The sequence below is a fragment of the Ulvibacterium sp. genome (assembly GCF_965248315.1).
Taxonomy (GTDB): domain Bacteria; phylum Bacteroidota; class Bacteroidia; order Flavobacteriales; family Flavobacteriaceae; genus Ulvibacterium.
Window position 1 is genome coordinate 1,215,143 of sequence record NZ_CBDFIX010000002.1, and the last position, 24,530, is coordinate 1,239,672.

Below are 24,530 nucleotides of genomic sequence, written 5' to 3' on the forward strand. Positions count from 1 at the left end.
ACAAGCCTTCATGAAGAAAAAGACATCTATTATTCTATTTGTAGCCGCTATGGTTTTTCTATTGGTTACAATAATACTCTTGATTATGGGTATGGGGGACCGGACCGGGCCTTCCCTAATTCTTTTTCTATTATTATTGGCGTTATCGGCTAGGGGCCATCATTTTTTTAAGGGCTTTTCCTTTACCATATTAATATTTGCCGCTGTTTCCTATGCCATGTTCTATCCTGGATATTTAAGGCAGATAGGGGATTTTCAAATGAAATTGTTGATTGTGCCTCTTTTGCAGGTCATTATGTTCGGTATGGGTACGGCCATGAGTATCAAGGATTTCTGGGGTGTCGTAAAAATGCCCAAAGGGGTTTTGGTCGGTGTTGTCTGCCAGTTTACGATAATGCCCTTGCTAGGACTTGGTCTTGCCACTATTTTTGGATTTCCCCCAGAGATTGCGGCAGGTGTTGTTTTAATAGGGTCTTCCCCTAGTGGATTGGCCTCCAATGTAATGTCTTATTTGGCAAAGGCCAATGTAGCTTTGTCCGTTACGCTGACAGCGGTATCCACGCTTTTGGCTCCTTTAATGACCCCCTTGCTTATGGAGACTTTTGCCGGGCAGTTTGTTCCTATTGATTTTTGGGGAATGATGCTGAGTATATTAAAAATTGTAATCGCACCAATAATCGTGGGATTGCTCTTTAATCATTTTTTTCACGGAAAGGCGCAATGGTTGGATAGGGCCATGCCCATAGTCTCTATGGGGGGTATTGCCTTAATCATCATGATCATAACTGCTGCAGGTAGGGATAATCTCCTAACCATAGGTTTGCTGCTTGTGGTAGCGGCCATTGTCCACAATGCTGCCGGCTACTTTCTTGGATATTGGGGATGCCGTTTGTTCAAAATGAATGAGAGGGATTGTAGGACTATAGCTCTGGAGGTAGGGATGCAGAACGGAGGGTTGGCTTCCGGCATTGCTTTGGAAATGGGAAAAGTGGCTACGGTAGGTCTGGCTCCGGCCGTGTTTGGCCCATGGATGAACATTTCAGGTTCTTCCCTAGCTACCTATTGGCGGGATAAGGATGCCTCCAAAGAGACGAAAAAACCACTGGAAGAAATACAAATCGATACTAAAAATTAATTACGGATGAACTGGACTAAATCTTTATTTCTGATGCTATTGGTAGGCCACCTAACCTGTGGCCAAACGGCTTCCAAGGACTACATGATGTTCCTTACCCCGCAATGGGAAGGAGAACGTTTTGAAGATGGGAGACCCAAAGTACCCAATAGTGTTTTGGAACGGATGAAAAGTGTCACGATCGAGGAAGCTTGGGGAACCCTTAGAAATGAGGGATACCACAATCAATTTGAAGGAGGGTGGGAACCCTTACATGATGATGTGCCCATTGTAGGTCGTGCCCTTACCGTTCAATACATGCCCAATCGTCCGGACGTTTCAGATCAAATTAAGAAAAAGGGATTGGATGAGGGCCAGATTGGCAATACGAATTCATGGCCGATCGATATGCTTGTTGAGGGAGATGTGTATGTAGCTGATGGCTTCGGAAAAATTGTAGACGGCACGTTGATCGGTGATAATTTGGGCAACTCTATCTATGCAAAGTCAAAAAACGGAGTGGTTTTCAACGCTTCAAGCCGAGATATGGAAGGGCTATCCGAAATAGAGGGCTTCAATGCCTTTGTAAGGGGTTGGCACCCATCTTTCTTGCAAGAGGTAATGCTGGAAAGTATTAATTCCCCTATCCGAATTGGTGCCGCTACGGTTTTACCTGGGGATATCGTTTTGGCCAAAAAAGAGGGTGTCGTTTTTATACCGGCCCATTTGGCCGAAAAGATAGTGGTCACTTCGGAAGTAGTGCGCTTGCGGGATTTGTTCGGAATTGGTAGGCTCAAAGAAGGTAAGTATACTCCGGGACAAATTGATAATAAGTGGACGGATGAAATAGAAAAGGATTTTTCACAATGGCTTAAAAGTCATATAGATGAACTCCCCGTACCCAAGGAGCAAATACAGGAATTATTGAAAAAACGGACTTGGTAAAACACTAAATTCAAAGGAAGCTAATCTCCTCAAAAAAGGGAGGGTATCCTTACAGTAAATCGAAGCAGGGTGGTCTCCATCCTACATCTTGAATTAACTAAATAAAGACAGAATTATGACGAACAAAAAGACAACACGAAGGGCATCCTTTAAAAAAATGGGAATGGGTATTGCCGCACTATTCGGTATAGGCACGGTTAACGCAATGGATAAGAATACAAGAGTAACAAAAGAGGTGGTTGGTGATATTGTGACCGATCAGGATATTCCACTTTTTTCCGGTGCCGTAAAACATGGGAATACATTGTATATTGCAGGAAAAGGGGCACATGTTGAACCCTTTGAAATCAAAGCGCATACGGAGATAGTATTGCAGGAATTACAGAAGGAACTGGAACGAAATGGTTCCTCCATGGAAAAAGTATTGAAGGTAAATGTATATCTGGCCGACCTCCAGGATTACAAGGGTATGAACGAAGTATTCCGGGGGCGTTTCGGAAAGAACCCACCAGTCCGGACAACGGTTGCCACTTATGGCGGCGTTCCTGGTAAGTCGTTGGTGGAGATGGACTGTATCGCGGCAGTGGACTAATAAAAAAAGAAATCATGAGTAGTAGAAGAAAAGTATTGAAAACGTTATCTGCCCTTCCTTTGGTCGGTGGCCTATTGGGACCTGAATTGCTCAGGGCAAAAGTGGTGGAAAAAACCATTACTAAACCCTTGGCGCGGGATTTTTTCAAAGAATTGGGAATACGCACTTTTATAAATGCTGCGGGAACCTATACTTCAATGACAGGGTCATTGATGCCAAAAGAGGTTACCGATGCCATAACTTATGGTACATCGGACTACGTTAACCTGGATGAATTACAGGATAAGGTCGGGGAGCGGATTGCTCAATTATTGGATTGTGAATATGCCACGGTATCATCCGGGTGTTTTGGTGCCATGAGCATTGGAATGGCCGGCGTGTTATGTGGAACGGACCAGGAAAAGGTGAAACAACTGCCCAACACTGAGGGCATGAAAAATGAAGTCATCCTTCAGGAATCCCATAACATAGGATATACCCAAGCCTTGACTAATACCGGTGCAAAACTGGTTCGGGTAAAAACGGCTAAGGAACTGGAAAAAGCCATTTCTAAAAAAACGGCCATGCTCTGGTTTTTAAACGCGAACACCGAGCAAGGGGAAATTAAATGGGAGGAATTTGTGGCACTTGGCAAGAAGCATAACATCCCCACCTTTATTGATTGTGCGGCAGATGTTCCACCGGTGGAGAACCTCTTTAAATTTACCAAAATGGGTTTTGATCTGGTAGCGTTTTCGGGAGGTAAAGGTATCCGAGGGCCTCAAAGTGCAGGGTTATTACTGGGCAAAAGAAAATATATAGAAGCTGCCCGTATGCATACCCCACCTAGAGGCACAACCATAGCCCGAGGGATGAAAGTTAATAAAGAAGAGGTTTTAGGGATGTTGGTAGCCTTGGAACTTTATTTGGCCAAAGACCATAAAAAGGAATGGCAACTTTGGGAAGACCAGATTAAACTGATCAGTGATAATGCCAAATCCGTAAAAGGAGTAGAAACTGAAATCCATGTTCCGCCACATGCCAATCATGTACCCAGTCTAAGAATACGATGGGATGAAAATGTGGTGAAAATCTCAAAGGATGAAATGCGGAAAAAACTTCGCGATGGACATCCTTCCATTGAGACCGTTGGTAACAAAGAAGAAGTGGGAATCACTACTTGGATGATGGAACCTGGACAGGAACGCATTGTAGCTGCCCGTGTTAAGGAAATCCTGGAGAATGCTTAGAATTAACTTCTAAAAAACCTAAAATGAAAGTAGTTTTATCCACCGCCGCCCTGCTCTTGCTTATTTCCTGTCAAACAGTTCAGGAGAACAAGCAAGCCGCTGAAACCGAAACTAAGATAGAAAATACGGTGCCGGATGGTTACAATCCCGAGGCAAAGCTATCTGAATTGGGCATTCAGCTTAGCACGCCCTCTGCTCCAGTGGCCAATTACGTAAATGCCGTACGGACGGGAAACCTAATTTTTTTAGCAGGCAAGGGCCCATTGAAGCCGGATGGTGAGAACATTACCGGGAAATTGGGGGGCAACCTCACTATAGAAGAAGGTTATGAGGCTGCGCGTATTACAGGAATCAACCAACTTTCCGTACTTAAGGCGGAATTGGGCAATCTAAATAAAGTAAAGCGCATCGTAAAAGTATTGGGTATGGTCAACAGCACTCCTGATTTTACAGATCAACCCAAAGTCGTTAACGGATATTCCGATTTAATGGTGGCCGTTTTTGGAGAAAACGGCAAACACGCCAGGGCAGCCGTGGGGATGGGAGCTTTACCAAGTGATATTGCCATAGAGGTAGAGATGATCGTTGAGGTTTACGATTGATAAGGATCCTGGTTCAAATACCGACTTTTGTTCTTATCCTGTGCGGGACCTTTGTATTCGGGCAAAACGTAACCCATGTCCTTGAAAAGGATATTCCGTATTATGATGAAAAAACGCAAGTTTCCGACCCATATGTAAAGGAGCGTTGTAAACTGGATGTGTACTATCCCCAGGATACGGTCAATGTTTCTACGGTTGTGTGGTTTCACGGTGGAGGACTGGAATTTGGCGAGAAACATATTCCTGAAGGTTTACTGGAAAAAGGCGTTGTGGTCGTAACCGTGAATTATAGGATGCACCCTAAAGTTAAACATCCGATATATATTGAAGATGCAGCTGCCGCTGTGGCATGGACATTCAAGAATATTGAACGATATAACGGGAACCCCAAAAAGATTTTCGTTACTGGACATTCCGCGGGAGGCTATTTAGCCAGTATGGTTGGGCTCGATAAGCAATATCTCGAAAAACATGGAGTCGATGCAAACGATATTGCAGGATTGATTCCTTTCAGTGGACATACCATAGCCCATTTTACCATTAGAAAAGAAATGGGAATCAAAGGTACGCAGCCTATTGTAAACCCATACGCTCCACTATTCCATGTTCGAAAGGATGCCCCACCTATGCTGTTGATTACTGGTAACCGTGAATTGGAACTATTGGGTCGCTATGAAGAAAATGCCTATTTCTATAGAATGATGAAAGTAGTGGAACATCCGGATATAGAACTCATGGAATTAGATGGTTATGGTCATAATATGGTGTATCCCGCCATTCCTTTGTTGTTGAATTTTGTCAATGAGAAATCCAAGTTAATGGATACGGAATAACTCAATTTGAAATGAGTTGACCCTCAAAATCGACTTCTAAAGCAAATGGATTCAGAGTTCTATCTATAAGAATACTTATACTTCTGCGGGTTAGTTCTACGTTCTCATTATGTTCCTGATAGACATCCCAGGATTCCCATTGGTTTTGGACTGAACCCCAAGGATAATCTGGATTTATTTTTTCAACTAGTTGCTGAACAAATTTTGGTGTAGCCCCTGTCCCTGAACCATGTATTTTTTCTATTTCGGGATAGTAGGGGAGTAATCCTTGTTTTAATTCGTACTCGGAAACGATGCGTTCCGGGTAAAACCAAGTCTGGTTGGCCCATTTATAGGGTACACCAACCCCTTTTAAAATTCCGGTGGCCCCCATACGTTGCATCTCGGCAAAAGCGGAATCTTCGCTCTTTACATCAATGAACGGCATAACATAGGCCTTGCTTTTCAATAGGGCATTTTGCACTTGCCGGATAGATACTTGCGAGGGCTGTTGGTTCTCCATTATTGCGGTCGCTGCCAAGGTGCCTGCCGCTTGCCCGATACCCAAAACCACGGGCTGCAGACGGGTTGCGCCGTTTACAATGTTGGAAACGCTAATGTTCTTTTCGGCCACGATAAAATTTTCCAAATCGGCCGGGACTAAACTACCCAAAGGCACGTTGTAGCTGGGCACTTTTATATTGATAAAATCGATTTCAGGGGCGTCGGGATTTTTATCATGATGGTGGTCTATGGGATAATCGCCTACGGCCACTCCCGTACAGTACAGGGTAAAATCATACGGCCTTTCCACATGGTCCACGGTTAAAAAAACCTTCCCCTTTGCCCTTCGGGCCTCACGGTCGTAGGGAATCATTGGGAAATTATCTTTAGTCGGGAATTCTTTGGCGACCCGAAGATTTTTAAAACCTAGTTCATTCTGAATGTAGTACACAAAGCCTTGGGTAAATTCCTTGGCCTCTCGCAATCTTTCCGTTCGTTGTTCGGAAGTCAATTCAGGCCAATTGAGATAAAAGTCATTACCGCAATTAGGCCAGTTCATCATGTACTTGTTATTGGGAAGTTTACCATAATCCAACATTTGTTGGCAGTTGGATACCCCTCCAAACATTTCACCGTCCTCGCGTTTACAGGCACACTCATAGTTTTTTGGATCGTAATTTTTTGGCTTTTTCACCAAACCACGCCTTCCCCGTGCACTGCCAACATCCTCCAAAATCAGAACATAGGTTAAATCCTGGACAATGCTATTGGCCGTTTCTGGAGCTTCCTTTTCACCGGTATCGCTTTTGGAATCCATTCCTAAACGAAAGTCGGCCCCTACAAGGGGTAAAAGTTCCCCAATCTCGGTAGCGTCGATCAAGATTTTGGCCTGGGTCGTATATGTTTTTCTATTTTGGACATAGGTAACCTGCCAGCCCTTCCCTTCTTTTCTGATATCGGTATATTGGGCGTTAAAGGCAATATCCAGCTTAGGGATATCGGCCATTTTTTGTAAGATTTGATTTCCTATGGAAGGTTCAAATAAGGTGTGGCTTACCCACCCTGTGGCCAAAGCTTTGGCGCCACCATAATGGTCTCTAAGTTTTTGACGGAACTCCCCCCAAATGCCCGATGGCATTTCATGATTGCCATCAATAGCGGAAACCCCTGCAGATGTGAGCATTCCTCCAAGCCAGGGTGTCGCTTCGATAATCTGAACTTTTGTACCCATGCGAGCAGCTTGGATGCCGGCAGAAGTACCCCCGGCACCGCCACCTATAATTACAATATCCGCTTGATTTTGTGCGTGGGCAGCAAGCAAGCAAAAGAAGAGGAAGGAAATGATTGTTAATTTCATGGTTTCATGGTTTCATGGGATTTCATTTATTACTCTAATTTTGAATAAGGCCAATTGGTATATTCGGCCATTAATTCAGCTACTTTTTCTGGATATTGGGTGGCTAGATTGGTCATTTCCGTAGAATCCATAGCCATATTGATTAAAAAAAGTTTGTCCTTTTCAGGATCAAGCCTCCCCTTATCCGAACTATCCCAAGGGTCACCTATCAATTTCCAATCATTTTTACGAACGGCCCAAGAGCCATTATTTTGCCAGATAAAGGTTTGGTGCTCGGAAGGCATAGTATTGTTTTTAAGAATAGGCACAAGACTTCTTCCTTCTAGGTTAGCGGGTGCCTGTATGCCACAGAGTTCTGCTATGGTTGGAAACCAATCAATATTAAGAGCCATTTGATTTCGGCTTACGTTTTCGGGTAAATGTCCTTTCCAGCTGATGATGGCCGGGACCCGTATACCCCCTTCGAACAGACTAAATTTTGCCCCTCGGAACGGTCCGGCACTACCACCGCCGCCAAAGGTGCGTTCTTCCTTGGAGTATCCATGATCCGATTGAAAAATGATAACCGTGTTTTCCCGTAGGTTATGGTCGTCCAGTTTTTTAAGGAGCTTGCCAATCCGTTCATCAATGGTGGATACGAATGCGGCATATTCTTTTCGGGGGGAATTCAGGTCTTTATAATGCGCACGCCATTTTTCATCAGGTTGTAGCGGGTAGTGCGGAAGATTAACAGCGTAGTACAAGAAAAAGGGTTCCATGCTATGTTGATCGATAAAGGCTTCTGCCTGGGTTGCCATCAGATCGGGAAAATATTTTCCATCGGCCCAGATTTCTTTGCCATTTTCCCAAAGATCATGGCGATTGGGACCATGCCAATAAAAGAAATGGGAATAGTTATCGATGCATCCTCCCATATGGCCATAGGAATAATCAAATCCCTGCCCATTGGGCATGGTCTCAGGCGTATAGCCCAAATGCCATTTCCCCACATGACCTGTAGCATAACCGGCCTGTTTCATCATTTCGGCTAAGGTAAAACGATCGGTTGGCATACCTTCCTCACCTTTGGTAGAGGAAGCATTCCCAGGTAGACCTGCTGCATGCGGATTCATCCCGGTCAACATGGAGGCCCTGGATGGGGAGCATACGGAAGCAGCTGCATAGAACTGCGTGAATCTTATACCCTCTTGTGCCAGTTTATCCATATTGGGGGTATAGAGGTCCTTGGAGCCATAGCAGTTGACATCGGCCCATCCTTGATCATCCGTCAAAATTAGGATGACATTGGGTTTTCCCGACACTTTTTTTTGACCTGAAACAAAAAATACCGATAGGAACAAAAGGTATTGTATTGTGCTATACTTTAGTAATTGGTTTAATTTGAATGTCACTGCTGCTTTACATTTAGTTTTGGGTATAATTTACTAAAAAACCGCTCGTGTTCCTTTAATCCCTCGTAAAAGAAAAAGACCTCACTGTCCAGGCCTAGTTTGCGATTGGTTTTTATCATTTTCCTCAAAAATCGTTTTGAGGGTGTATAGTCGCCTACTTTTAAAAGTACCCCAGGTATTAGTTCGGTTTGCCGATTTTTGGGCATGAATTCCAGATTGGCATCCAAGGTGCTGCTATAGGCTTCTAAGTTATAGCGATATACCTGTGGGATAATGGCATCTACCCAACCGTTTTGGACCCATGTCGGCCAATCCTGTAGATATTCTTCCTTGCTCCAAGGAAAGATACTAGGGGCCATAGTCACCACAATATCTGGCTTTACGGCTTTTACCGTTTCATAGATTCTTTTGGTAAAAAGATTCAACCGTTTGGCACGCCAATCGACCCAATCGGGGTCTTTATAATCTTGGGGAGGCGCTTGGCCATTGTGCTCTTTTTTGTACAAGGAAACGGTGAGTTCATCGTACCCCGCTGTAGAAGGGTTGGCCGGTAGGCGGTCATCACCTTGAATACCATCGATACCATAGTTTTCTACAACTTCGGAAATTAGGGAAAGTAGAAAATCCTGTACTTCTGGGTCAAAGGCATTCATCCACTGGAAACCATTTTTTGAGACCAGCTTCCCCTTGTTATCCAGAGCTTTCCACTTGGGTCTTGCCCTAAGGATATGTCCACCATCCTCTTCTTGGTAACTGCTCGAAAATCCGAATTCGAACCAGGCATGGACTTTCAGTCCTTCGGCATGAGCAATGTCTATCAGCTCTTCTAAAATATCCCTGTCCGCAAATCTAGGCGAGACTTTTTTCCCAAATTCCCTTTGCATCACTTCACTGGGGTAAAGCGTGTGACCTCGGTTCCATACAACCACATAAACCTGATCAATGCCATATGTTTTGCACCGCCGAACCACTTCTTGTATACCCTCCTCGGAATCCAGGGCCTTACTGGCCACATCGGTAAGCCATACACCCTTTTGGGATTGAGAGAAGCAAAAGGAACCCATACATATAAAGCAAAAAATAGAAATACACCTAATCGTGTTCATGGGATTTGACCATTTCGAGTTTGTGCTTGGCCCTTTCCGATCAAGCCTCACTTTAAATATAAAGCTAGAAACCATTTTCCAAGGTTTTCCATACCTCTAGCAGTGCTCGGGGTACGTGGAAACAACCTTTCCATTTACCACCCTTCAGGTCGGATAGAATTTCCCCTTTCCGGTTCATGTAACCAAACCACTCGCCGCCATTTTGTTCATCGCGAAAATGATTCCAAGCGTACTCATGTACCTTTTCGAACCACATTTTTGCCTTGGGATTTTGGTTATAGGCATAGGTCTTTGCCAAGGCGACCAATGTTTCCAAATGCACCCACCAAAGTTTTTGATCGTATTCCAATTGCTGTGGAGGATGACCTTTGAAATCCATAAAGTAAAAAATACCCCCATAGGTTTTATCCCATCCATGTTCCAATTGTTGGAACATGATTTTTTCTGCCTTTTCTATTAGTGTTTTATCATTTTTGCGGATCCCCATGTTTATTATAAACCACATGGCCTCAATGGCATGGCCTGGATTGAGCAACCGGCCTTCAAAACTGTCCACAAATTCTCCGGTATCGGAAATGTTTTCCAGTACCAGCCCGCTTTCCTGGTGATAGAATTTGTTCATGACCAAATCGATTATGGAATCTGTCACATTTTTTACCTGTTCGGCACCTAGCAAATGCTCCAGTTCCAAGGAGAGGTTACAGAGAATCATGGGTAGGGCGAAGTTTTGGAGATTGCGCGTACCTGGATAGATTTTATTGTATTTTCCTTTTGGATTTTCTTGGCGTTTTAGAATGTTTTCAAAGGTGGTTTGGGCAATCTCCGCATAGCGCTCCTTGGGTTCTATGTCGTACAAGGCACCAAAAGCCATGGCAGCAAAGCAATCCGAGAAAATATTATAGGGCTGTACAAGAGGTCTTCCCCTCTGATTTAGGGAGAAATACCAGTTGCCATGGGTGTCTCGCCCATTTTTTTCAAGAAAATCCGCCCCCAAAAGCGCAATTTCCTTCCAGGGCTCCTTTTTTTGTACTTTTTGGTATATAGCGGAAAACGTCCAAATCTGGCGGGCTTGCAACCAAATAAACTTATCGGTATCATACACGTTTCCTTTGCCGTCAAGACAGGTAAAGTAACCACCGTGCTCTTTGTCCAAAGAATACTTTTCCCAGAATGGAATAATCTGGTCAAGCAGTTCATTTTTATATAACTCCGCGTACTGTTTCAAGAATTTCAGTTTTTTTTATCATATCAATCTCAGTTGTACCAACTATCCGTACTACATTTTAAAGTACTCCATATACCGATTATATAAGTGTCCGGCCTGTAAAAAAGCTGATTGCGGACTCATAAAATGGGAGAACTCAAAAGTAATTGCCTTCTCGCAGCCGGCACGTTTAGCCGCTTCCAGTTTCAATATTAGTTTTTCAAATTTTATAGGAAGGAATTTAATGGGCATATCCCTGTCGAATGATTCGGAATTTGTCCAGGATCGCAATCCATACTTGTCCGCCAAGGATTTGTTTACGCTCAAATAACCCTCCAATTCATTGTAGCCCACATGGCCATCTTGAAAAGCAACAATATCAACACTATTTTTAATCCCATCAAAAATCTCATCCCATTCTTTTTCATGCTCCTTGAGTGAGATACCGGAAGCTTTCATAAGTTGCCCTTCTGTTGCGGCTATTGCTTTCTTCCCATCTATCCATGGGGAGATCAACACGGGCAATCCGCTACTTACGGCCTTGCAATGGTCACCCAATCGTGCAATGGATTCTACTGCACCCTTGGTCTTACGACTTAATTCCAGACTTAAATACCAACCGCCAAAACTTTTGTAGTGGCCATAGGTTTCGTAGACTTCCTCAATGACGTGAAGATTTACCTCTATTTCGTGCCGCATATCACCTGTCTCCCAATATTTGCCACTGTCATAGGTGCCAAAATAAAAGGTCATACCGTACTTTTCGGCAAGCTCAAGGAAAAGTTTGACCAAATCAACAGTGGGACGAAATCGCTTGTGTTTTTCAATCAAATATTCTGAAGGATAAGTCAAAAATTGATGATACCCACAACGAATTAGAATCACGGTATCGATACCCATTTTTTTCATATGGGCAAAATCGGCATCCCATTCTTTAGAACCCCAATTCTGATGGGGGATATCGTGACTTATCTCGTCAAGGAAAGTTCCGGTGATTTGCATTTTTAAAGTATCATTTTTTTCTCCATGAAAACAGAGAACAATTCGCTGAATTCTAATGGCCTTTGACCGATTTTGCGCCTAAGATAGCCAAAGTTTTGTAGTGGTTTTTGTACTGGGGTCGCTTTTAGGTAAATCTTTTATTATTTGATATATTTATGATGAATTAGTAGTAGGATAGCATCATGAAAAGAAACGACTTTATTAAACAATTTGGCCTTTTATCGGCCGCTGGCGTTCTGGGAATGGAACAACTGATCGCCCATTCATTTACAAAACCGGTCATGGATACTATGGATAAAATTGGAATACAATTGTTCTCATTGCCCGCCTTGTTGGAGAAGGACTTTGAAGGGGGAATTCAGATGCTCTCCAAAATGGGCTATACCGAATTGGAAATGTTCGGGCCTTTCGAGTTTAGTGCGGAAAGTGCAAAGAAAGGTTGGGAGGCCATAACTCCTATGTTGGGTTTTACCGGAAGCGGGTTTTTTGGACATTCGGCTGATAAGGTAAAGGCAATCCTAAGTGAGAATAAAATGTCGGTGCCATCGGTGCATAGTGATTTGGATACCTTGGAAAGCAATATGGAAGCTTTCGCCCCTGTCATGGAAACGTTGGGATTCAAATATGTAACCCTACCCGCCATACCGGATGACCGGCGTAAAACTATGGACGATTATAAAAAGATGGCCGATACTTTCAATACCATAGGGGAAAATGCAAAAAAGCTTGGGCTTAAATTTGCTTATCACAATCATGGATATGGATTAAATGAAGTTGATGGTCAAATACCGTTCGAAGTGATGATGGATGCTACCGACCCGGATTTGGTATTTTTGGAAATGGACGTTTTCTGGACAACTGCAGGAAGGGCAAACCCTGTGGAATACTTAAAAAAGTACTCTGGGCGTTATCATATGATGCACATTAAGGATATGAAACCTATTACCCATTTTTCTGGTGATGGTTCCGATGCTCCACAATGGATGGAACTCTTTCCATTAATGACCAATGCGGGTGACGGTGATATGGACTTGGATTCCATTATAAAGACTGCCCAAGAACATGGGGCCAAACACTTTTTCGTAGAGCAGGATATTGTAAAACAGCCTGAAGTCGCCTTGAAAGTAAGTATAGATTACTTAAAAACGGTTTAGTCCGCTAGCCTCGAAGCGGATTTGGTATCCAAAAACAATTGGGTATCCGAATGTGTTCTTAAAATGGTAGCCGGGCATTTTGTTCCGATTTCCCCGTATAATGTATTGTGGATTGCAACTGCCTTGCGTTCATCCGGTACCACACAACTAATAGCCTTACACCGCATAATTGCTGGAACGGTAAGTGTAAGGGCCTGTTCGGGAACATCATCCAAGGTCGGAAACCACCCTTCTCCCAATTGCTGTTTTCTACAGTCCTCATCCAAAGAAACCAATTTCACCCATTTGGGGTCGTTGAAGTCGGCAACGGGAGGATCGTTAAAAGCAATGTGGCCATTCTCACCAATCCCGATGCAAGCGATATCTATGGGATGTTGTTCCAAAGCCCTCGTGTAATTGTCCATCTCCTTTTCCAAATTTGGGACATCACCATTCAGAAAATGGATTTTTTTAGGAACTACGGCATCCAGGATTCGTTCCCTTAAATACTTCCGGAAACTGGCCGGGTGTTGGTCTGAAATGCCTTTGTACTCGTCCAAATGAAAAACCGTAATTTTTTTCCAGTCGATTGTTTTTTGCCGTAAAGCTTTCAAAAAGGAAAACTGTGACGCCCCGGTGGCGAGAATAAGGTTTGCTTCACCTCTTTGTTGTATGGCCTCGTGCAACTTGCTTTTTACGAAATCGGCCGCAGCCTCTCCCATTTCGGTAGGGTCACCGTAAACGGCAACCTGCAGTTTGTCAATTGTGAACGATTTTGTCATTTTGAAGAGTTATAGAAATTCAACGATGGCAAACCATGTGGTAATCAAGGAGAACAGAATTACCAGGAGAATTCCAAAATTTAATTTTTTGCTGGCTCTATGGTCGTGCATCAAACCTTTTTTATTGATCAATACAAAAATAGGAATGGCTACTGCGGGAAGGATGCAAGCCTGAAAGGCCTGTGAGAAAATCATTAACGCAGGTGGCCTTTCTTCCAGGAAAACGGTACCAAAGGCAAAGAGCATAGCCCCAAAAATAAGCCATCTGGACTGTGCCGAGTGTATGTTTCTGGGTCTTCCCGTATAATCGGCTACCAGCCAGGGAGCGATCAATACTATGGGAAATATAGTAGAAAGCCCTGCCCCGGCAATTCCTATGATGAGTATAAAAGCGGCCAATTTTCCCCCGATTGGCTCAAACAGCTCGATCATTTCTATCGTATTCTCCAATTTGAGCCCAGATATGTGCAGTGTGCCTGCGGCTACGGCCATGATTACACCGCTCAATAGAAGCATCATAGTTGCGGATACAAATGCATCGTGCTTTTCGGTATTTAGGTCATTAATGCCCCAACCTTTTTCAGATACTACTGTACTTCTCATAATGAACACCGCGGCAGAACAGGTAGTTCCGGTGATAGCGGCAATAAGGCCAAGGGCTCCAGGGGTGTTTGGAATATTGGGCACAATGCCTTCCACCAATGCCGAAAAATCGGGTTTTACCATGAAAAAAACCACGATAAATGAAAGACCCATTACGATGACCAATACCGTCAATACCTTTTCGAACGTCTTATAACGACCATACCAAAGCAAAAAATAAAGGATGATGCTAAAAAAGAGAATGATCCAAAAAGTTTTAATGACCAGTCCATCAAAAGCGAGGCGAATACCTTCCTGAACCAAGTCTGCCACAATACCCATAACGCCCATTAAAGCCAATAGTTCCCCGATGATAAGTGCAATGATAATATATAGTGATAGGATCCATCCCCATCGGAACTGCCTCTTGAAATTGAATAGGGCGGTCTTGCCACTGACCAAGGTCACTTTACCATACGCTACCATGAGGATGTAGGTAAAAATACAGGAGAGCACCAAGGCCCAGAACAGTCCCATACCGTGTTCGGCCCCAGTTTTGGCCATGGTGGTAACACTACCGGTGCCGATATTGTACCCGATAAGAAATAGACCGGGACCAACGGCAGCCAGGGCCAAGAGTAATTTTCTATAAAAGGGTTTGTTTTTCATGGACTATTCCCGGTTGTATACCAATTTCCCCCCAACATAGGTTTGTTCAATCACCATTTGATTGTCCTTTATGGAAAAAAGAACAAGGTCCGCTTGTTTGCCCACTTCAATTTCCCCCAGTCCATCCAAGGAAAATAACCTTGCCGGATTGGTACTCGCCATCTGAACCGCATTTTTTAGGGAACATCCGGTATAATCCATTACCACACCCACACATTTACTGATAGGGGAGGCGGCGCCTGCCAAAACATTTTCCTTGGGAAGTTTCACGACATCCGGAGTAAGTAGTAATTTCCGTTCCCCTCGGATATACTCGCCGGGTGGAAGACCGGCCAAATCCAGGGCATCGGAAACCAAAATGGTATTTTCAACCCCTTTGGCCTTATAAAAAGTGCGTACTTCCTCCATGGTCAAATGAAAGCCATCGGCGATTATACTGATCGTAATGGCATCATTAGACAATTGAGGCCAAATAGGGTTGTGGTGACGGTTGATTTCATTGGCACATCCATTTCCCAAATGTGTGCCCATTTTGGCACCTGCATCGACCGCACGCTGTATTTCTTCTGCTGAGCCGTTGTGGTGTCCCAAGGAAACAATAACACCGCTTTCCAAACATTTGCGAATAAAAGGAATCGCCCCATCGATTTCCGGGGCAACGGTAATCAGCTTTATGCCATTTTCCGCCGCTTTTTGGATTTCTTGAAATTCCTTCCAATTTGGCTTCCTGATGTATTTTTCTAAATGGGCCCCACGAAAACCGGCCAAAGGTGAGATATAGGGTCCTTCCAAATGAAATCCGGGAATGGATTGCCCTATTTCAGGATTTTTACGGGCTTCAGCCAAAATGGCGAAGTTTTTTTTGATCCGGTCTACGTCACTTGTGATAATGGTCGGAAAATAGGTGGTAACCCCGGCCTTCCATAATGCTTTGGTCGCTTTTACAACTCCTTCCACGGTTAGGTCCGGTCCGGAAAAATCGACCCCGACATACCCGTTGATCTGTATATCGATCAAACCTGGAGCTATATACAAGGAGGTTCTGTCCGCTTCTGGCGCCAGTGGTTTTAATGCGGTAATCTTTCCGTTTTCCAAGGAAATCGAAACTGGATTTTCATCCCAATAGCTAATGCCTTGGAGCGTAATCGTATCGGAGGATTCAAAAGGAACCATTGGTGCTAGTATAAAGATGATGCATAAGGTCAAAAACTTCATTGTACTATTTTTTTGTTAATCCTAATCGGCCACATCTTCCCATTTTCCACTTGCCACGGATTTTTCAAGAGCTTCCAGCACGGCCACACAATGAATGATGCTCTCGTGGCTCCTAGGTTCTTCACCTGTTCTGAACATGCGAACCATATCCACATAGTTTTTAGCAGGCTTTTTTTCTTTTACCCTTGCTTTTAATTCCTGTATGCCATCATCCGTTTCAACAAAGGTGCGCCATCCGTATTTTTTGGTGGTGAAAATCAAGCTGGCCAACATCCCATCCTCAAAAACAAGACTGGCGCTACTGTTTTTCCCATTTTTTTGTACCTGTACTTTTTTTACCGTATTCCCGAACATATACAACAAGGGCTGGACAATGTGTGCCCCGTAGAAAAATATGCCCCCATACTTGGATTCCAAATCTACGGGCCCATAGCGGACCACTTGGTTGAGGTTCCCCATATGTTGTAATTGTTCCCTAATATCAAAAGTCTCGTAACTGTGGGCAATGGAACTAAAGGAGGTTGCCGGCGTACCATATTTGCGAGCCATTTTTAAAAATTCCTTTCCCTTTTCGGCACGATAGCAGAAAGGTTTGTCAATAAAGGCGGGAATTCCTGCCTTTATAAAAGGAATGGCCGGCTCCAGATGAAATTTTCCGTGTCGGTGGTCGACAATAAGGCCATCTATCTTTCCGAGCATTTCATTGGGATCTTTGACCATTTTGGGAATATTACCTTTTTCCATGGCCGTTTTAGCGAATTCCTCGGTTTCCCCCCAAACATATTTTACTTCCATTCCAGGGAAGGCCTTATCCGTATTGAATAACTTTCCAAAGCCAGCGGTATGTGAGTTTTCGGCACCTATAATGCCAATAATAAATGGTTTGGAATGGTTCGCCCGTTGTGAAACCAATCCCAGGGGGGTGGTCAGTGCAGCTGCGGATAGGAGTGCGCCTTTCCCGGTTTTGTTTAAAAAAGATCTTCTTGTAATCATATCGTATTCTTGGGGGCCTAGAGCTTCATTTCCCATCCCGGTTCGTAAGAACGGCCCCAGAGTTTCTGGGCATCGGTATTATTCAGGATATGGCCATTTTTGGAATCAATTTCCAATGATCGGCCCACGCGCTGGGCAATGTTCCCCAGCTGTACGAGCAAGGTACTCTTATGGCCCGAATCGATATCGGAATTCAGTACCGTCCCACTTTTTATGGCCTCGAACATATTTTGAATATGAAAGGCATCTAATTTTTCTGCAGGATTCATTTTGTTCCGCGCATCGATTTTCATGGTGTTCTTTACCTCTTTTACGACTTTACCTTGAAGGTCGAAAATTGTATAACTGTCACCTCCGGGAATCAGCATACTGCCATTTTCTCCGTAGAAAATGACCCCTACGGAACTTCCCTCTATATTTTTCCCATTACAACTTCGGCCTTCCCAGGACATGGTCATGCCATTATCAAAATCCAGATTTATAATTTGGGTATCCGGTGTTTCCCAATCGTCCTTATAGCGATAGCGCCCTCCATTGGAACTTACCTTTGATGGATAATCCACCTCCATGCCCCATCGTAGTAGATCGATCATATGTGTGCCATTGTTCAAAGCTTCTCCTGTACCCCAGTGCCAGTGCCAGTGCCAATTGTAATGGATGAGGTTGTCCTTAAAATTCTTTCTTGGTGCTGGGCCCTGCCAAAGTTCCCAATCCAACCAATCGGGGACTTCAGTTTCTTTACCTACTCCAATTGAGGGTCTGTTGTTGGAATACCAGCCTTTACCGAAATATACACGACCAATTGCCCCGGCTTTCAAGGCACTGATGCCTTCCACGACATTAGGCCATGAACGACGCTGGTTGCCCATTTGTAATACCTTTCCATATTTTTTGGTGGCTTGGACCAGGATTTCACCCTCATTGGGATTATGGCTACAGGGTTTTTCTACATAAACGTGCTTGCCGGCCTGCATAGCCAATAACGAAGCCGGGGCATGCCAATGGTCCGGAGCGGCAATGACCAGGGCATCGACATCCTTGTCCTCCAGGGATTTCCGAAAATCCCCAAAACCTTTTGCCTTAACGGTCTGTCGCGCTTTGAGGGCATCGATACATTTTGTGATGGCCCTTTGATCTACATCGCAAATATGGACTACATCACAGTTATCCTGACCTGCAAAATTTTGGGCAAGGGCATTACCACGACTATTTACACCCATGACCGAAGCAAGGATCCTTTCGTTAGCTCCTAAAATTCGGGCATAGCTCTTGGCACTGAAATGGGGTAATATTCCACCGGCCATCAATGCCATTGAACTTTTTTTGATAAAGTTTCTTCTTGGGTTGGTCTTGTTCTTCATACCTCTGGTTTTACTATAGTACAAGATATGATTTTGTACGGGAAAGAAATGATAGGAATATTCTTTTATCTATTGGAATGGCTCAAAATCTACATCAAATAAGTTGTTGCCGATTTTCAACTCTCCCAAAAAAAATTTTACTTTTGCACTCTTGATAAATTGGCCACATAGCCTGATCGTGGAAGTAGGGTTCAATGGATAGAATAGAAGCCTGCCTGCGTGCCGATTTAGTAAAGCCCTATAGTTCAAGGGATAGAACAAAAGTTTCCTAAACTTTAGATCCAGGTTCGAGTCCTGGTAGGGCTACTACGGCAGGCAGGTTTCCTAAACCCCGCCTGAAAGATTACAGTCGGGCAGGTTTAGATGCAAGTTCGATTCTTGCCGGGGCTACTTTTTAACTTCCCAGACAGTCTTCAAACTACTTAATTGATAGACTTACACTAATTTACGGTTTTTTGATTTCAAATGACTTTGTCTGAAAGCACTTATTTGAGTTCATAAATCGTCAATATTTTTGCTGCAAGTCCTTCCTAAAAAACGTTTGTATTATAGGACTAATTGAAATTCGCCATTACTTCAAACCCTATTCTTTTTCGAATAAACTGCAAATAATATATATTTATCGCCTAATCTTCAGCTTTCTTTTGAACTAGAGCCCACACCGTGAAACCTCATGCATCCAAAATCTCATTCGTATTATTGTCTTTAGTATTGCTGTGTTCATAGCAATTGGGCAGGTTTGGATTCGTATCTTGAATTTGGGAAAGTAGACTTCCGTAACAAAAAGATTTTTAGAGGAATTCAAAAAAAAGCGCAAGCCCAAGGGCTTGCGCTACCATTTTCATAGCCATAGAATATTCCATCATATCAAAACACTAATCAATGAAAAAACCAGTCCATTCGTATGACCAGAAAATTATGATCACATTTTGGCTTCCATTTTGGCCTCTGCAATAACATTCCCAACCATCTCATTCAAACTCAGATCAATGAACTCAAAGAACTGCTCTTTGGTTATCTGAGGGTTTTCCATGAACTCCTCGAACTTGGAGGTCCATACAATCATCGATTTATTGTACCCAAGATCCACTACGTTCCAGGTGTTGACCATTCCTTTGATTGGTACGCCTTCAATAACGGAATAACTGTAAGTTCTATTGACATCGCTGTAATCAACAATGTTCTCCTTAAAGAACCCTTGGTTGTCCGGAGCATAACATACTCTTTGTCCACCTACGTCCTTTGGCCCTTTCCATTCCAATCTTACAATACCCTTGGAATAGTTCTGGATCTCGTCCATTTTTCTTAGGACCGACCATACCGCATCCGCGGATGCATCCACCACTTTGGTATACGTTTTGTTGGCATCGGCACTTTGGGCCTGGACGCCATTATAGCCCACGGCCATTGCAATTGTTGCTACTAACGAAAAAATTGTCTTTTTGATTTTCATTTTGTTTCTACTATTTAATTGTTATTTAATATTTGAAAAATGATTTTAGGTTTACCGATATACCGCCTCGGTATTGAAAAGGCCATCCGCCAGAGGCGCAAAAGGTTCGTCCACATCCGTTATCGCCAATTGGTTGGTAAGGTTTGACATAACCTTTGCCCCGATGTTGGTAATGACCTCTATCGCCTGGGCCTTGTCATAACCTGCCGTTAGGAAACCGTTGAGCACTTTATCGGATACCCTTCCCTTTCCCCTGTACACATCAAGGGTAAAGGAGCGGAGGGCATCGAATTTTTCATTTGGGATGATATTCTCGTTCCTAATGGCCTCAAGGTCCTTTTCGTCCGACCCAAAGAACGCACCACCCGCCATTTGGTGGCCCGAAGTACAATATTTACACCTGTTCTCAACGGCCACGGTCATTTGGATGATATTATGTTCCTCTGGGGTCAGCGTCCCGTGCTGCGCCAGTTGCAATTGGGTGAGCCAATAGGAACGCAGAGCTGCCGGAGAGGCGCTCAAGACCTTTGTTAGATTGGGTACAAAGCCAAAGTTTTCCTTGTACCAATCAAAAACCTCTTTAACTTCTTGGGGCTCATTGGGCGCTTCGTCCATCTTAAAGCCTCTACTTGTCTCTTTCATAGTTGTTATTTTGTAAATGTTACCTCGTAATCTTTCCTAATTTCCTTGATTTTCTTGTTGAAAGGGGTCACCTGTTCCCCGGTCTCCACATAGTGCTTCAATCCCTTTAGGTTGTTGGCCAAGCTCTTTTTGAAGCTTCCCTTCATCATACCTGTCATAAATGCCGGCTTTCCGCGGAACTGCATGAGATAGGAGGCCGTGGAGGTTCCATTGCCATTGTCCTTTACACGGTAATAGGCCTGGGTGTTGTCTGCGTCCAATGGAAACTTAGCCCCATCCAGAATGATGTTCCGCATTTCCATTTTTTTCTTGTCGATGTCCGCTATCCTTTCATGTACCCATCGGGTGCCATTGGCATTGAGGTCACATTTTCGCTCGGCCCCTTTTACACCGGATAGGGAACCGTTTTCGTAATTGGCGGCATAGATATAGGGAGACCAATTGGATATGGCCCCATAGTCCTGTACCATCGCCTTCCAGACCTTTTCGGCTGGGGCGTCGATATCGATGGCCACTTCTATCGATTTGTACTTCTTGTCCATGTTCTGGGCCGAAATGGTGAGCCCCGCTGTCATGAACAACATTAAAGCAAGTGTCTTTTTCATGATTTCTTTAAATAGATTTTAGTTACTCCCTTTTGATACCCCATGCAAAGAGGTGTTACAGAACTAGGCCGCCTTTTTGGAGAGTTTTAACAGTTCCTTTTCTTTTTCGGGACTTGGGATGCCCCTTTCCACATAGTGTTTGAAGTCCTGGATGACGCCCTCAATGGTCTTGTTCAGCTTCATTTTCATCATTGGCCCCATTATGATTCCCATAATCCCCTTGGTCTCCATTTTTAGGTGCATGTTGACCTTGGTGCCGTTCTCAAGTTCCTCAAGTTTCCATGTGTTGATGGCAGAGGAAATGAAACCGGGAAAACCTTTCACGACCTCGTAGGACAGCACATGGTTCTTACTATCGAACATTCGGATCTCTTCCTGTATGGTTCCGAAACCGGGCACTTCACAAGTACGGTTGTTACAGCTGGCCCCATCGAAGATGGGCTCCCCATACCCCTTTGAATGGTCTAGGCCCCTTGCCCATTTATAGGCATTGCTGAACTGGTTTCCGAGAACGTCCCAGGCTTCCTGTATTGGTTTGTCCACCATTATCTCTTTGAATATTTCCATAGGTTTAAATTTTATAGTTGTCCCTTTGATGCAAAGAGTGATCATGTGTTACAAAACAAAAACCCGAAGAAATTATCTTCGGGCCTTTATTTGAATTCTGAGATAGATCAGTTGAGTTCAAAAAAATCAAGGAGTTCCTTATCCCCCAGTATTTCATCCAAAACTGTCGTGCTGTCAAAATTGTCCTTGGCAGGAACGTCACGCAACAGTTGCAGGTGCTTATGGTCCACGATATCGGCGACCATATCAAGGTTTTTTTCCGCATAGTCGGCCACTTTCGTTTTGTACCCGACATTGAACATGCGCTTGTCATCGGTAAGATATCCCCTTTGGTGCATGGTCTTTGTCTTTTTGGCACATCGGCAGGGGTTTTTTGGATTCATGAGCCCGCACTTGTCCTGCATAAAGTTGATGATGTCCTTTCTGGCCCTGTGGAGTTTTATTCTGTAATTCTGCTTGGAAAGATCAAATATCTCGGCACCGATGTTATGATCGACACCGAAGGTCTCCCCCACAATGAACAACAACCGTTGCTCTCGGGTCAGGCACATGATCATTCCCGAAAGGCACCTGTAGCGCAATTCCTTTATTTTCTCCTCAAGGTCCCTTTCCTCTTGCTCGCTGACGACAGTGTTCTCGATGGAATCCAATCGTTCCGCTTGGTCCTCGAAGTTGGTGAACTGTTTTTCCCCCCTCCTTCGTTTGGACTGTAGGAACTCGTTGAACACAATGCGGTAAAGCCACGTCCTGAACTGGCTCTCAAACTTGAACTGTGATAGTTTGGTGATCACCTTGATGAGAGCCTCTTGGGTGAGATCCTCCGCGTCCATTGGGTCAAAGGTGAATTTCCAGGCGATATTGTAGATGTAGGACCGATGTAATTTTATCAATTCGTTCAAGGCGTGCTTATCGCCCTTAAGGGAGGCCCTTACCAATTCAATGTTCCGGTCTTCCGAATAGTTTTCACCTAGTGGGTTCATATGTTCTTTATGGTTTAGATGCATTTTGGACCGTGGTGTTACAAAAGTGTATTCCACTGGACTATTTCATTTTCTTGGGACAACCCAAATCGGTCATATCATCGCTTTTGACATTTACTTTAAGATAGAAAAAAGCATTGACATCCTTCAAGACCGAGAAGCAAAATTCCATCGAATTTGTAACACCATGCCAAAATTGGAATCAAAGCGGTAAACATAATATTCAATAAAAACTAAAATTATGAAATTGACAACGTATTTCGCCATGGCCGCTATCCTGCTTATGGGCTGTAAAAAATCCGAAAAGAACGGTGATATGGAACAGGACATGGATATGAATGAACCAAACACCGAAGTCTATTCCATAGGGGAGGATGCACGGTTGACGCGGACCCTTATCATTGATGCTAGCGCGGACAGGGTATGGGGTTTGTTGCGAGAACTGGATGATGTGGACAAGTATTCCTCGACCATTGCCAAAGTGGAATTTACAGGGAATAAGGGGGTCGGCGGTGAAAGGTTGTGCACTTCTGCCGACGGAAAAGGGTTCTTCAAGGAAAAGATCGTGGCCTTTGATGACAGATTCCGAACCTACTCCTATTCCTTGGTGGAAGGGGTTCCAGTGAAGGGTATGGTGAACACCTTCAAAGTGGTGAACCTTGGCTACGGCAAAAGTGCACTCATATGGTCGTCAAACTTTGATCAGTTTATGGAAAACCCCAATATGACAGAAGATGAGTTTATGGCCTTTATGGATTCGGCATCCAAAGAGACCCTTCAAAAGATAAGTGAGGCCGCCACTTCCGCTCCAATGTAAGGACATGTTAATGGGTACGAGGTTATTCACCGTTTTACCGTTTTTTCTGTTATTGGGCTTCTGGACCTCACTTGGAGCCCAACAGCAGGATTGGACATCATTGCACAGTGAGGTCCTGGGACTATCGGTCGACGTGAAGATTTACGGTGCTGGTTCCAATAGGAGTGAAAAGCCCATTGTTTACCTGACGGATGGTAGAAAGTTGCTCGATAATGGCGCCATGGATACCATATTGAACCTCACACGGAAGGGTATAATCCCTGAGGCGATCTATGTGCTGGTGAGTACCATAGAAAGGGTATCGCAAAAGGACCTGCGCAACCAATTCTTCTTTTGTAATCCGGACTATCTAAGGTTTTTCGAGACTGAACTTATTCCCTTCGTTGAAGCCAAACATGGGAGCCTGCGATCTCCCTCTGAAAGAGGCCTGGTGGGTATTTCCTTTGGCGGACTCAATGCCGCCTATTTTTCGGCCAAGACCAACCTTTTTGGAAACTACGCCCTGCTCTCGCCCGTGACCTACCCCTGTAAAGGTGTGATTGCCGATATATCCTTTTCAGCAGGCAAGGACCTGAAGATTCTCCTTTCCACGGGCAAGAACGATGCGGAGCGATATGTGGACGAACTGGAAAAGACATATAGGTCAAAGGGCCATATACTATCTACTATTGAGACCAACGGGCAACATGACTTTGAGAACTGGAACGGACAATGGAAACATGTATTGGGTTTCCTGCTTACGAAATAAAGGGTTCGGATTGAAGGAGATTTTTACGATTCCCTCAAAATTTATAAGGAGTGAAATATTTGACCGGGGCCCATATTCAAGGCCCAACACATTTGGTTCGAATTGGGATAAGAGAAATCTTCCAG

At 44.0% G+C, this 24,530-nt stretch carries 24 protein-coding genes and 1 tRNA gene; 10 read left to right on the forward strand and 15 right to left on the reverse strand.

Features of this window, described 5'->3' with window-relative positions:
• The first annotated feature begins 10 nt into the window (after window positions 1–10).
• The 6 genes from ACP2AF_RS06620 (at window position 11) to ACP2AF_RS06645 (ending at window position 5,315) form a co-directional block, all read left to right on the forward strand.
• On the forward strand, window positions 11–1,135 hold the full coding sequence (locus ACP2AF_RS06620) for a bile acid:sodium symporter family protein (protein WP_425235448.1): 1,125 nt from the start codon (window positions 11–13) through the stop codon (window positions 1,133–1,135).
• Window positions 1,136–1,141: 6 nt separating this feature from the next.
• Window positions 1,142–2,059, forward strand: a complete 918-nt coding sequence (locus tag ACP2AF_RS06625; protein WP_425235449.1) for an RraA family protein — start codon at window positions 1,142–1,144, stop codon at window positions 2,057–2,059.
• A gap of 115 nt (window positions 2,060–2,174) precedes the next feature.
• Window positions 2,175–2,651 carry a RidA family protein gene (locus ACP2AF_RS06630; protein ID WP_425235450.1) on the forward strand — a complete coding sequence of 159 codons (477 nt, stop codon included), beginning with the start codon at window positions 2,175–2,177 and terminating at the stop codon, window positions 2,649–2,651.
• A gap of 14 nt (window positions 2,652–2,665) precedes the next feature.
• On the forward strand, window positions 2,666–3,880 hold the full coding sequence (locus ACP2AF_RS06635; protein ID WP_425235451.1) for an aminotransferase class V-fold PLP-dependent enzyme: 1,215 nt from the start codon (window positions 2,666–2,668) through the stop codon (window positions 3,878–3,880).
• A gap of 23 nt (window positions 3,881–3,903) precedes the next feature.
• Window positions 3,904–4,482: a RidA family protein gene (locus ACP2AF_RS06640; protein ID WP_425235452.1), complete on the forward strand. Its 579-nt coding sequence runs from the start codon at window positions 3,904–3,906 to the stop codon at window positions 4,480–4,482.
• Window positions 4,482–5,315: an alpha/beta hydrolase gene (locus ACP2AF_RS06645; protein WP_425238012.1), complete on the forward strand. Its 834-nt coding sequence runs from the start codon at window positions 4,482–4,484 to the stop codon at window positions 5,313–5,315. The genes ACP2AF_RS06640 and ACP2AF_RS06645 overlap by 1 nt, the downstream gene beginning before the upstream one ends.
• A 1-nt stretch (window position 5,316) precedes the next feature.
• On the opposite strand, the gene ACP2AF_RS06650 is transcribed toward ACP2AF_RS06645, so the two are convergent.
• The 5 genes from ACP2AF_RS06650 to ACP2AF_RS06670 all read right to left on the reverse strand — a co-directional run bounded on the left by ACP2AF_RS06650 (window position 5,317) and on the right by ACP2AF_RS06670 (window position 11,858).
• Window positions 5,317–7,155 carry an FAD-dependent oxidoreductase gene (locus ACP2AF_RS06650; protein ID WP_425235453.1) on the reverse strand — a complete coding sequence of 613 codons (1,839 nt, stop codon included), beginning with the start codon at window positions 7,153–7,155 and terminating at the stop codon, window positions 5,317–5,319.
• Between the two features lie 29 nt (window positions 7,156–7,184).
• A complete protein-coding gene (locus ACP2AF_RS06655) occupies window positions 7,185–8,546 on the reverse strand; it encodes a sulfatase family protein (protein WP_425235454.1) in 1,362 nt (453 codons plus the stop codon).
• Window positions 8,543–9,652 carry a glycoside hydrolase family 10 protein gene (locus ACP2AF_RS06660; RefSeq protein ID WP_425235455.1) on the reverse strand — a complete coding sequence of 370 codons (1,110 nt, stop codon included), beginning with the start codon at window positions 9,650–9,652 and terminating at the stop codon, window positions 8,543–8,545. Before ACP2AF_RS06660 ends, ACP2AF_RS06655 begins: the two co-directional genes overlap by 4 nt.
• A gap of 64 nt (window positions 9,653–9,716) precedes the next feature.
• Entirely contained in the window at window positions 9,717–10,877 is a 1,161-nt protein-coding gene (locus ACP2AF_RS06665; RefSeq protein ID WP_425235456.1) for an AGE family epimerase/isomerase, read from the reverse strand.
• 51 nt (window positions 10,878–10,928) lie between these two features.
• Window positions 10,929–11,858, reverse strand: coding sequence for a DUF4434 domain-containing protein (locus ACP2AF_RS06670; protein ID WP_425235457.1), 930 nt, complete (start codon window positions 11,856–11,858; stop codon window positions 10,929–10,931).
• 182 nt (window positions 11,859–12,040) lie between these two features.
• Here ACP2AF_RS06670 and ACP2AF_RS06675 point away from each other — a divergent pair, with 182 nt between their 5' ends.
• A complete protein-coding gene (locus ACP2AF_RS06675) occupies window positions 12,041–13,012 on the forward strand; it encodes a sugar phosphate isomerase/epimerase family protein (protein ID WP_425235458.1) in 972 nt (323 codons plus the stop codon).
• Here the strand turns inward: ACP2AF_RS06675 and ACP2AF_RS06680 are convergent.
• Genes ACP2AF_RS06680 through ACP2AF_RS06700 form a run of 5 tightly spaced genes read right to left on the reverse strand, consistent with a single transcriptional unit; the run spans window position 13,009 to window position 18,593 of the window.
• Complete coding sequence (locus ACP2AF_RS06680; protein ID WP_425235459.1) at window positions 13,009–13,773, reverse strand: glucosamine-6-phosphate deaminase; 765 nt, start codon at window positions 13,771–13,773, stop codon at window positions 13,009–13,011. The two genes, ACP2AF_RS06675 and ACP2AF_RS06680, sit on opposite strands and share 4 nt — an antisense overlap.
• A 9-nt stretch (window positions 13,774–13,782) precedes the next feature.
• Entirely contained in the window at window positions 13,783–15,024 is a 1,242-nt protein-coding gene (locus tag ACP2AF_RS06685) for an Nramp family divalent metal transporter (RefSeq protein ID WP_425235460.1), read from the reverse strand.
• A gap of 3 nt (window positions 15,025–15,027) precedes the next feature.
• Window positions 15,028–16,239 carry an N-acetylglucosamine-6-phosphate deacetylase gene (locus ACP2AF_RS06690; protein ID WP_425235461.1) on the reverse strand — a complete coding sequence of 404 codons (1,212 nt, stop codon included), beginning with the start codon at window positions 16,237–16,239 and terminating at the stop codon, window positions 15,028–15,030.
• A 21-nt stretch (window positions 16,240–16,260) separates the two neighbouring features.
• The gene (locus ACP2AF_RS06695; RefSeq protein ID WP_425235462.1) at window positions 16,261–17,232 is read right to left on the reverse strand and encodes a Gfo/Idh/MocA family protein; all 972 of its coding nucleotides are present in this window, start codon (window positions 17,230–17,232) and stop codon (window positions 16,261–16,263) included.
• A 17-nt stretch (window positions 17,233–17,249) separates the two neighbouring features.
• Window positions 17,250–18,593 (reverse strand): Gfo/Idh/MocA family protein, encoded by a 1,344-nt coding sequence (locus tag ACP2AF_RS06700; RefSeq protein ID WP_425235463.1) that lies wholly within the window; start codon window positions 18,591–18,593, stop codon window positions 17,250–17,252.
• 234 nt (window positions 18,594–18,827) lie between these two features.
• Here ACP2AF_RS06700 and ACP2AF_RS06705 point away from each other — a divergent pair.
• Window positions 18,828–18,899: transfer RNA gene (locus ACP2AF_RS06705), tRNA-Arg, on the forward strand.
• 616 nt (window positions 18,900–19,515) lie between these two features.
• Here the strand turns inward: ACP2AF_RS06705 and ACP2AF_RS06710 are convergent.
• The 5 genes from ACP2AF_RS06710 to ACP2AF_RS06730 form a co-directional block, all read right to left on the reverse strand.
• Complete coding sequence (locus tag ACP2AF_RS06710; RefSeq protein ID WP_425235464.1) at window positions 19,516–20,046, reverse strand: SRPBCC family protein; 531 nt, start codon at window positions 20,044–20,046, stop codon at window positions 19,516–19,518.
• Between the two features lie 51 nt (window positions 20,047–20,097).
• A complete protein-coding gene (locus ACP2AF_RS06715) occupies window positions 20,098–20,688 on the reverse strand; it encodes a carboxymuconolactone decarboxylase family protein (RefSeq protein WP_425235465.1) in 591 nt (196 codons plus the stop codon).
• Window positions 20,689–20,693: 5 nt separating this feature from the next.
• Complete coding sequence (locus ACP2AF_RS06720; protein WP_425235466.1) at window positions 20,694–21,293, reverse strand: SRPBCC family protein; 600 nt, start codon at window positions 21,291–21,293, stop codon at window positions 20,694–20,696.
• A gap of 63 nt (window positions 21,294–21,356) precedes the next feature.
• On the reverse strand, window positions 21,357–21,860 hold the full coding sequence (locus ACP2AF_RS06725; protein WP_425235467.1) for an SRPBCC family protein: 504 nt from the start codon (window positions 21,858–21,860) through the stop codon (window positions 21,357–21,359).
• Between the two features lie 107 nt (window positions 21,861–21,967).
• Window positions 21,968–22,840, reverse strand: a complete 873-nt coding sequence (locus ACP2AF_RS06730) for an RNA polymerase sigma factor (RefSeq protein WP_425235468.1) — start codon at window positions 22,838–22,840, stop codon at window positions 21,968–21,970.
• Between the two features lie 241 nt (window positions 22,841–23,081).
• On the opposite strand from ACP2AF_RS06730, the gene ACP2AF_RS06735 reads away from it, so the two are divergent.
• Both ACP2AF_RS06735 and ACP2AF_RS06740 read left to right on the forward strand, forming a co-directional pair.
• Complete coding sequence (locus ACP2AF_RS06735; RefSeq protein WP_425235469.1) at window positions 23,082–23,657, forward strand: SRPBCC family protein; 576 nt, start codon at window positions 23,082–23,084, stop codon at window positions 23,655–23,657.
• A 10-nt stretch (window positions 23,658–23,667) separates the two neighbouring features.
• On the forward strand, window positions 23,668–24,405 hold the full coding sequence (locus ACP2AF_RS06740; protein ID WP_425235470.1) for an alpha/beta hydrolase: 738 nt from the start codon (window positions 23,668–23,670) through the stop codon (window positions 24,403–24,405).
• Window positions 24,406–24,530 lie beyond the last annotated feature (125 nt).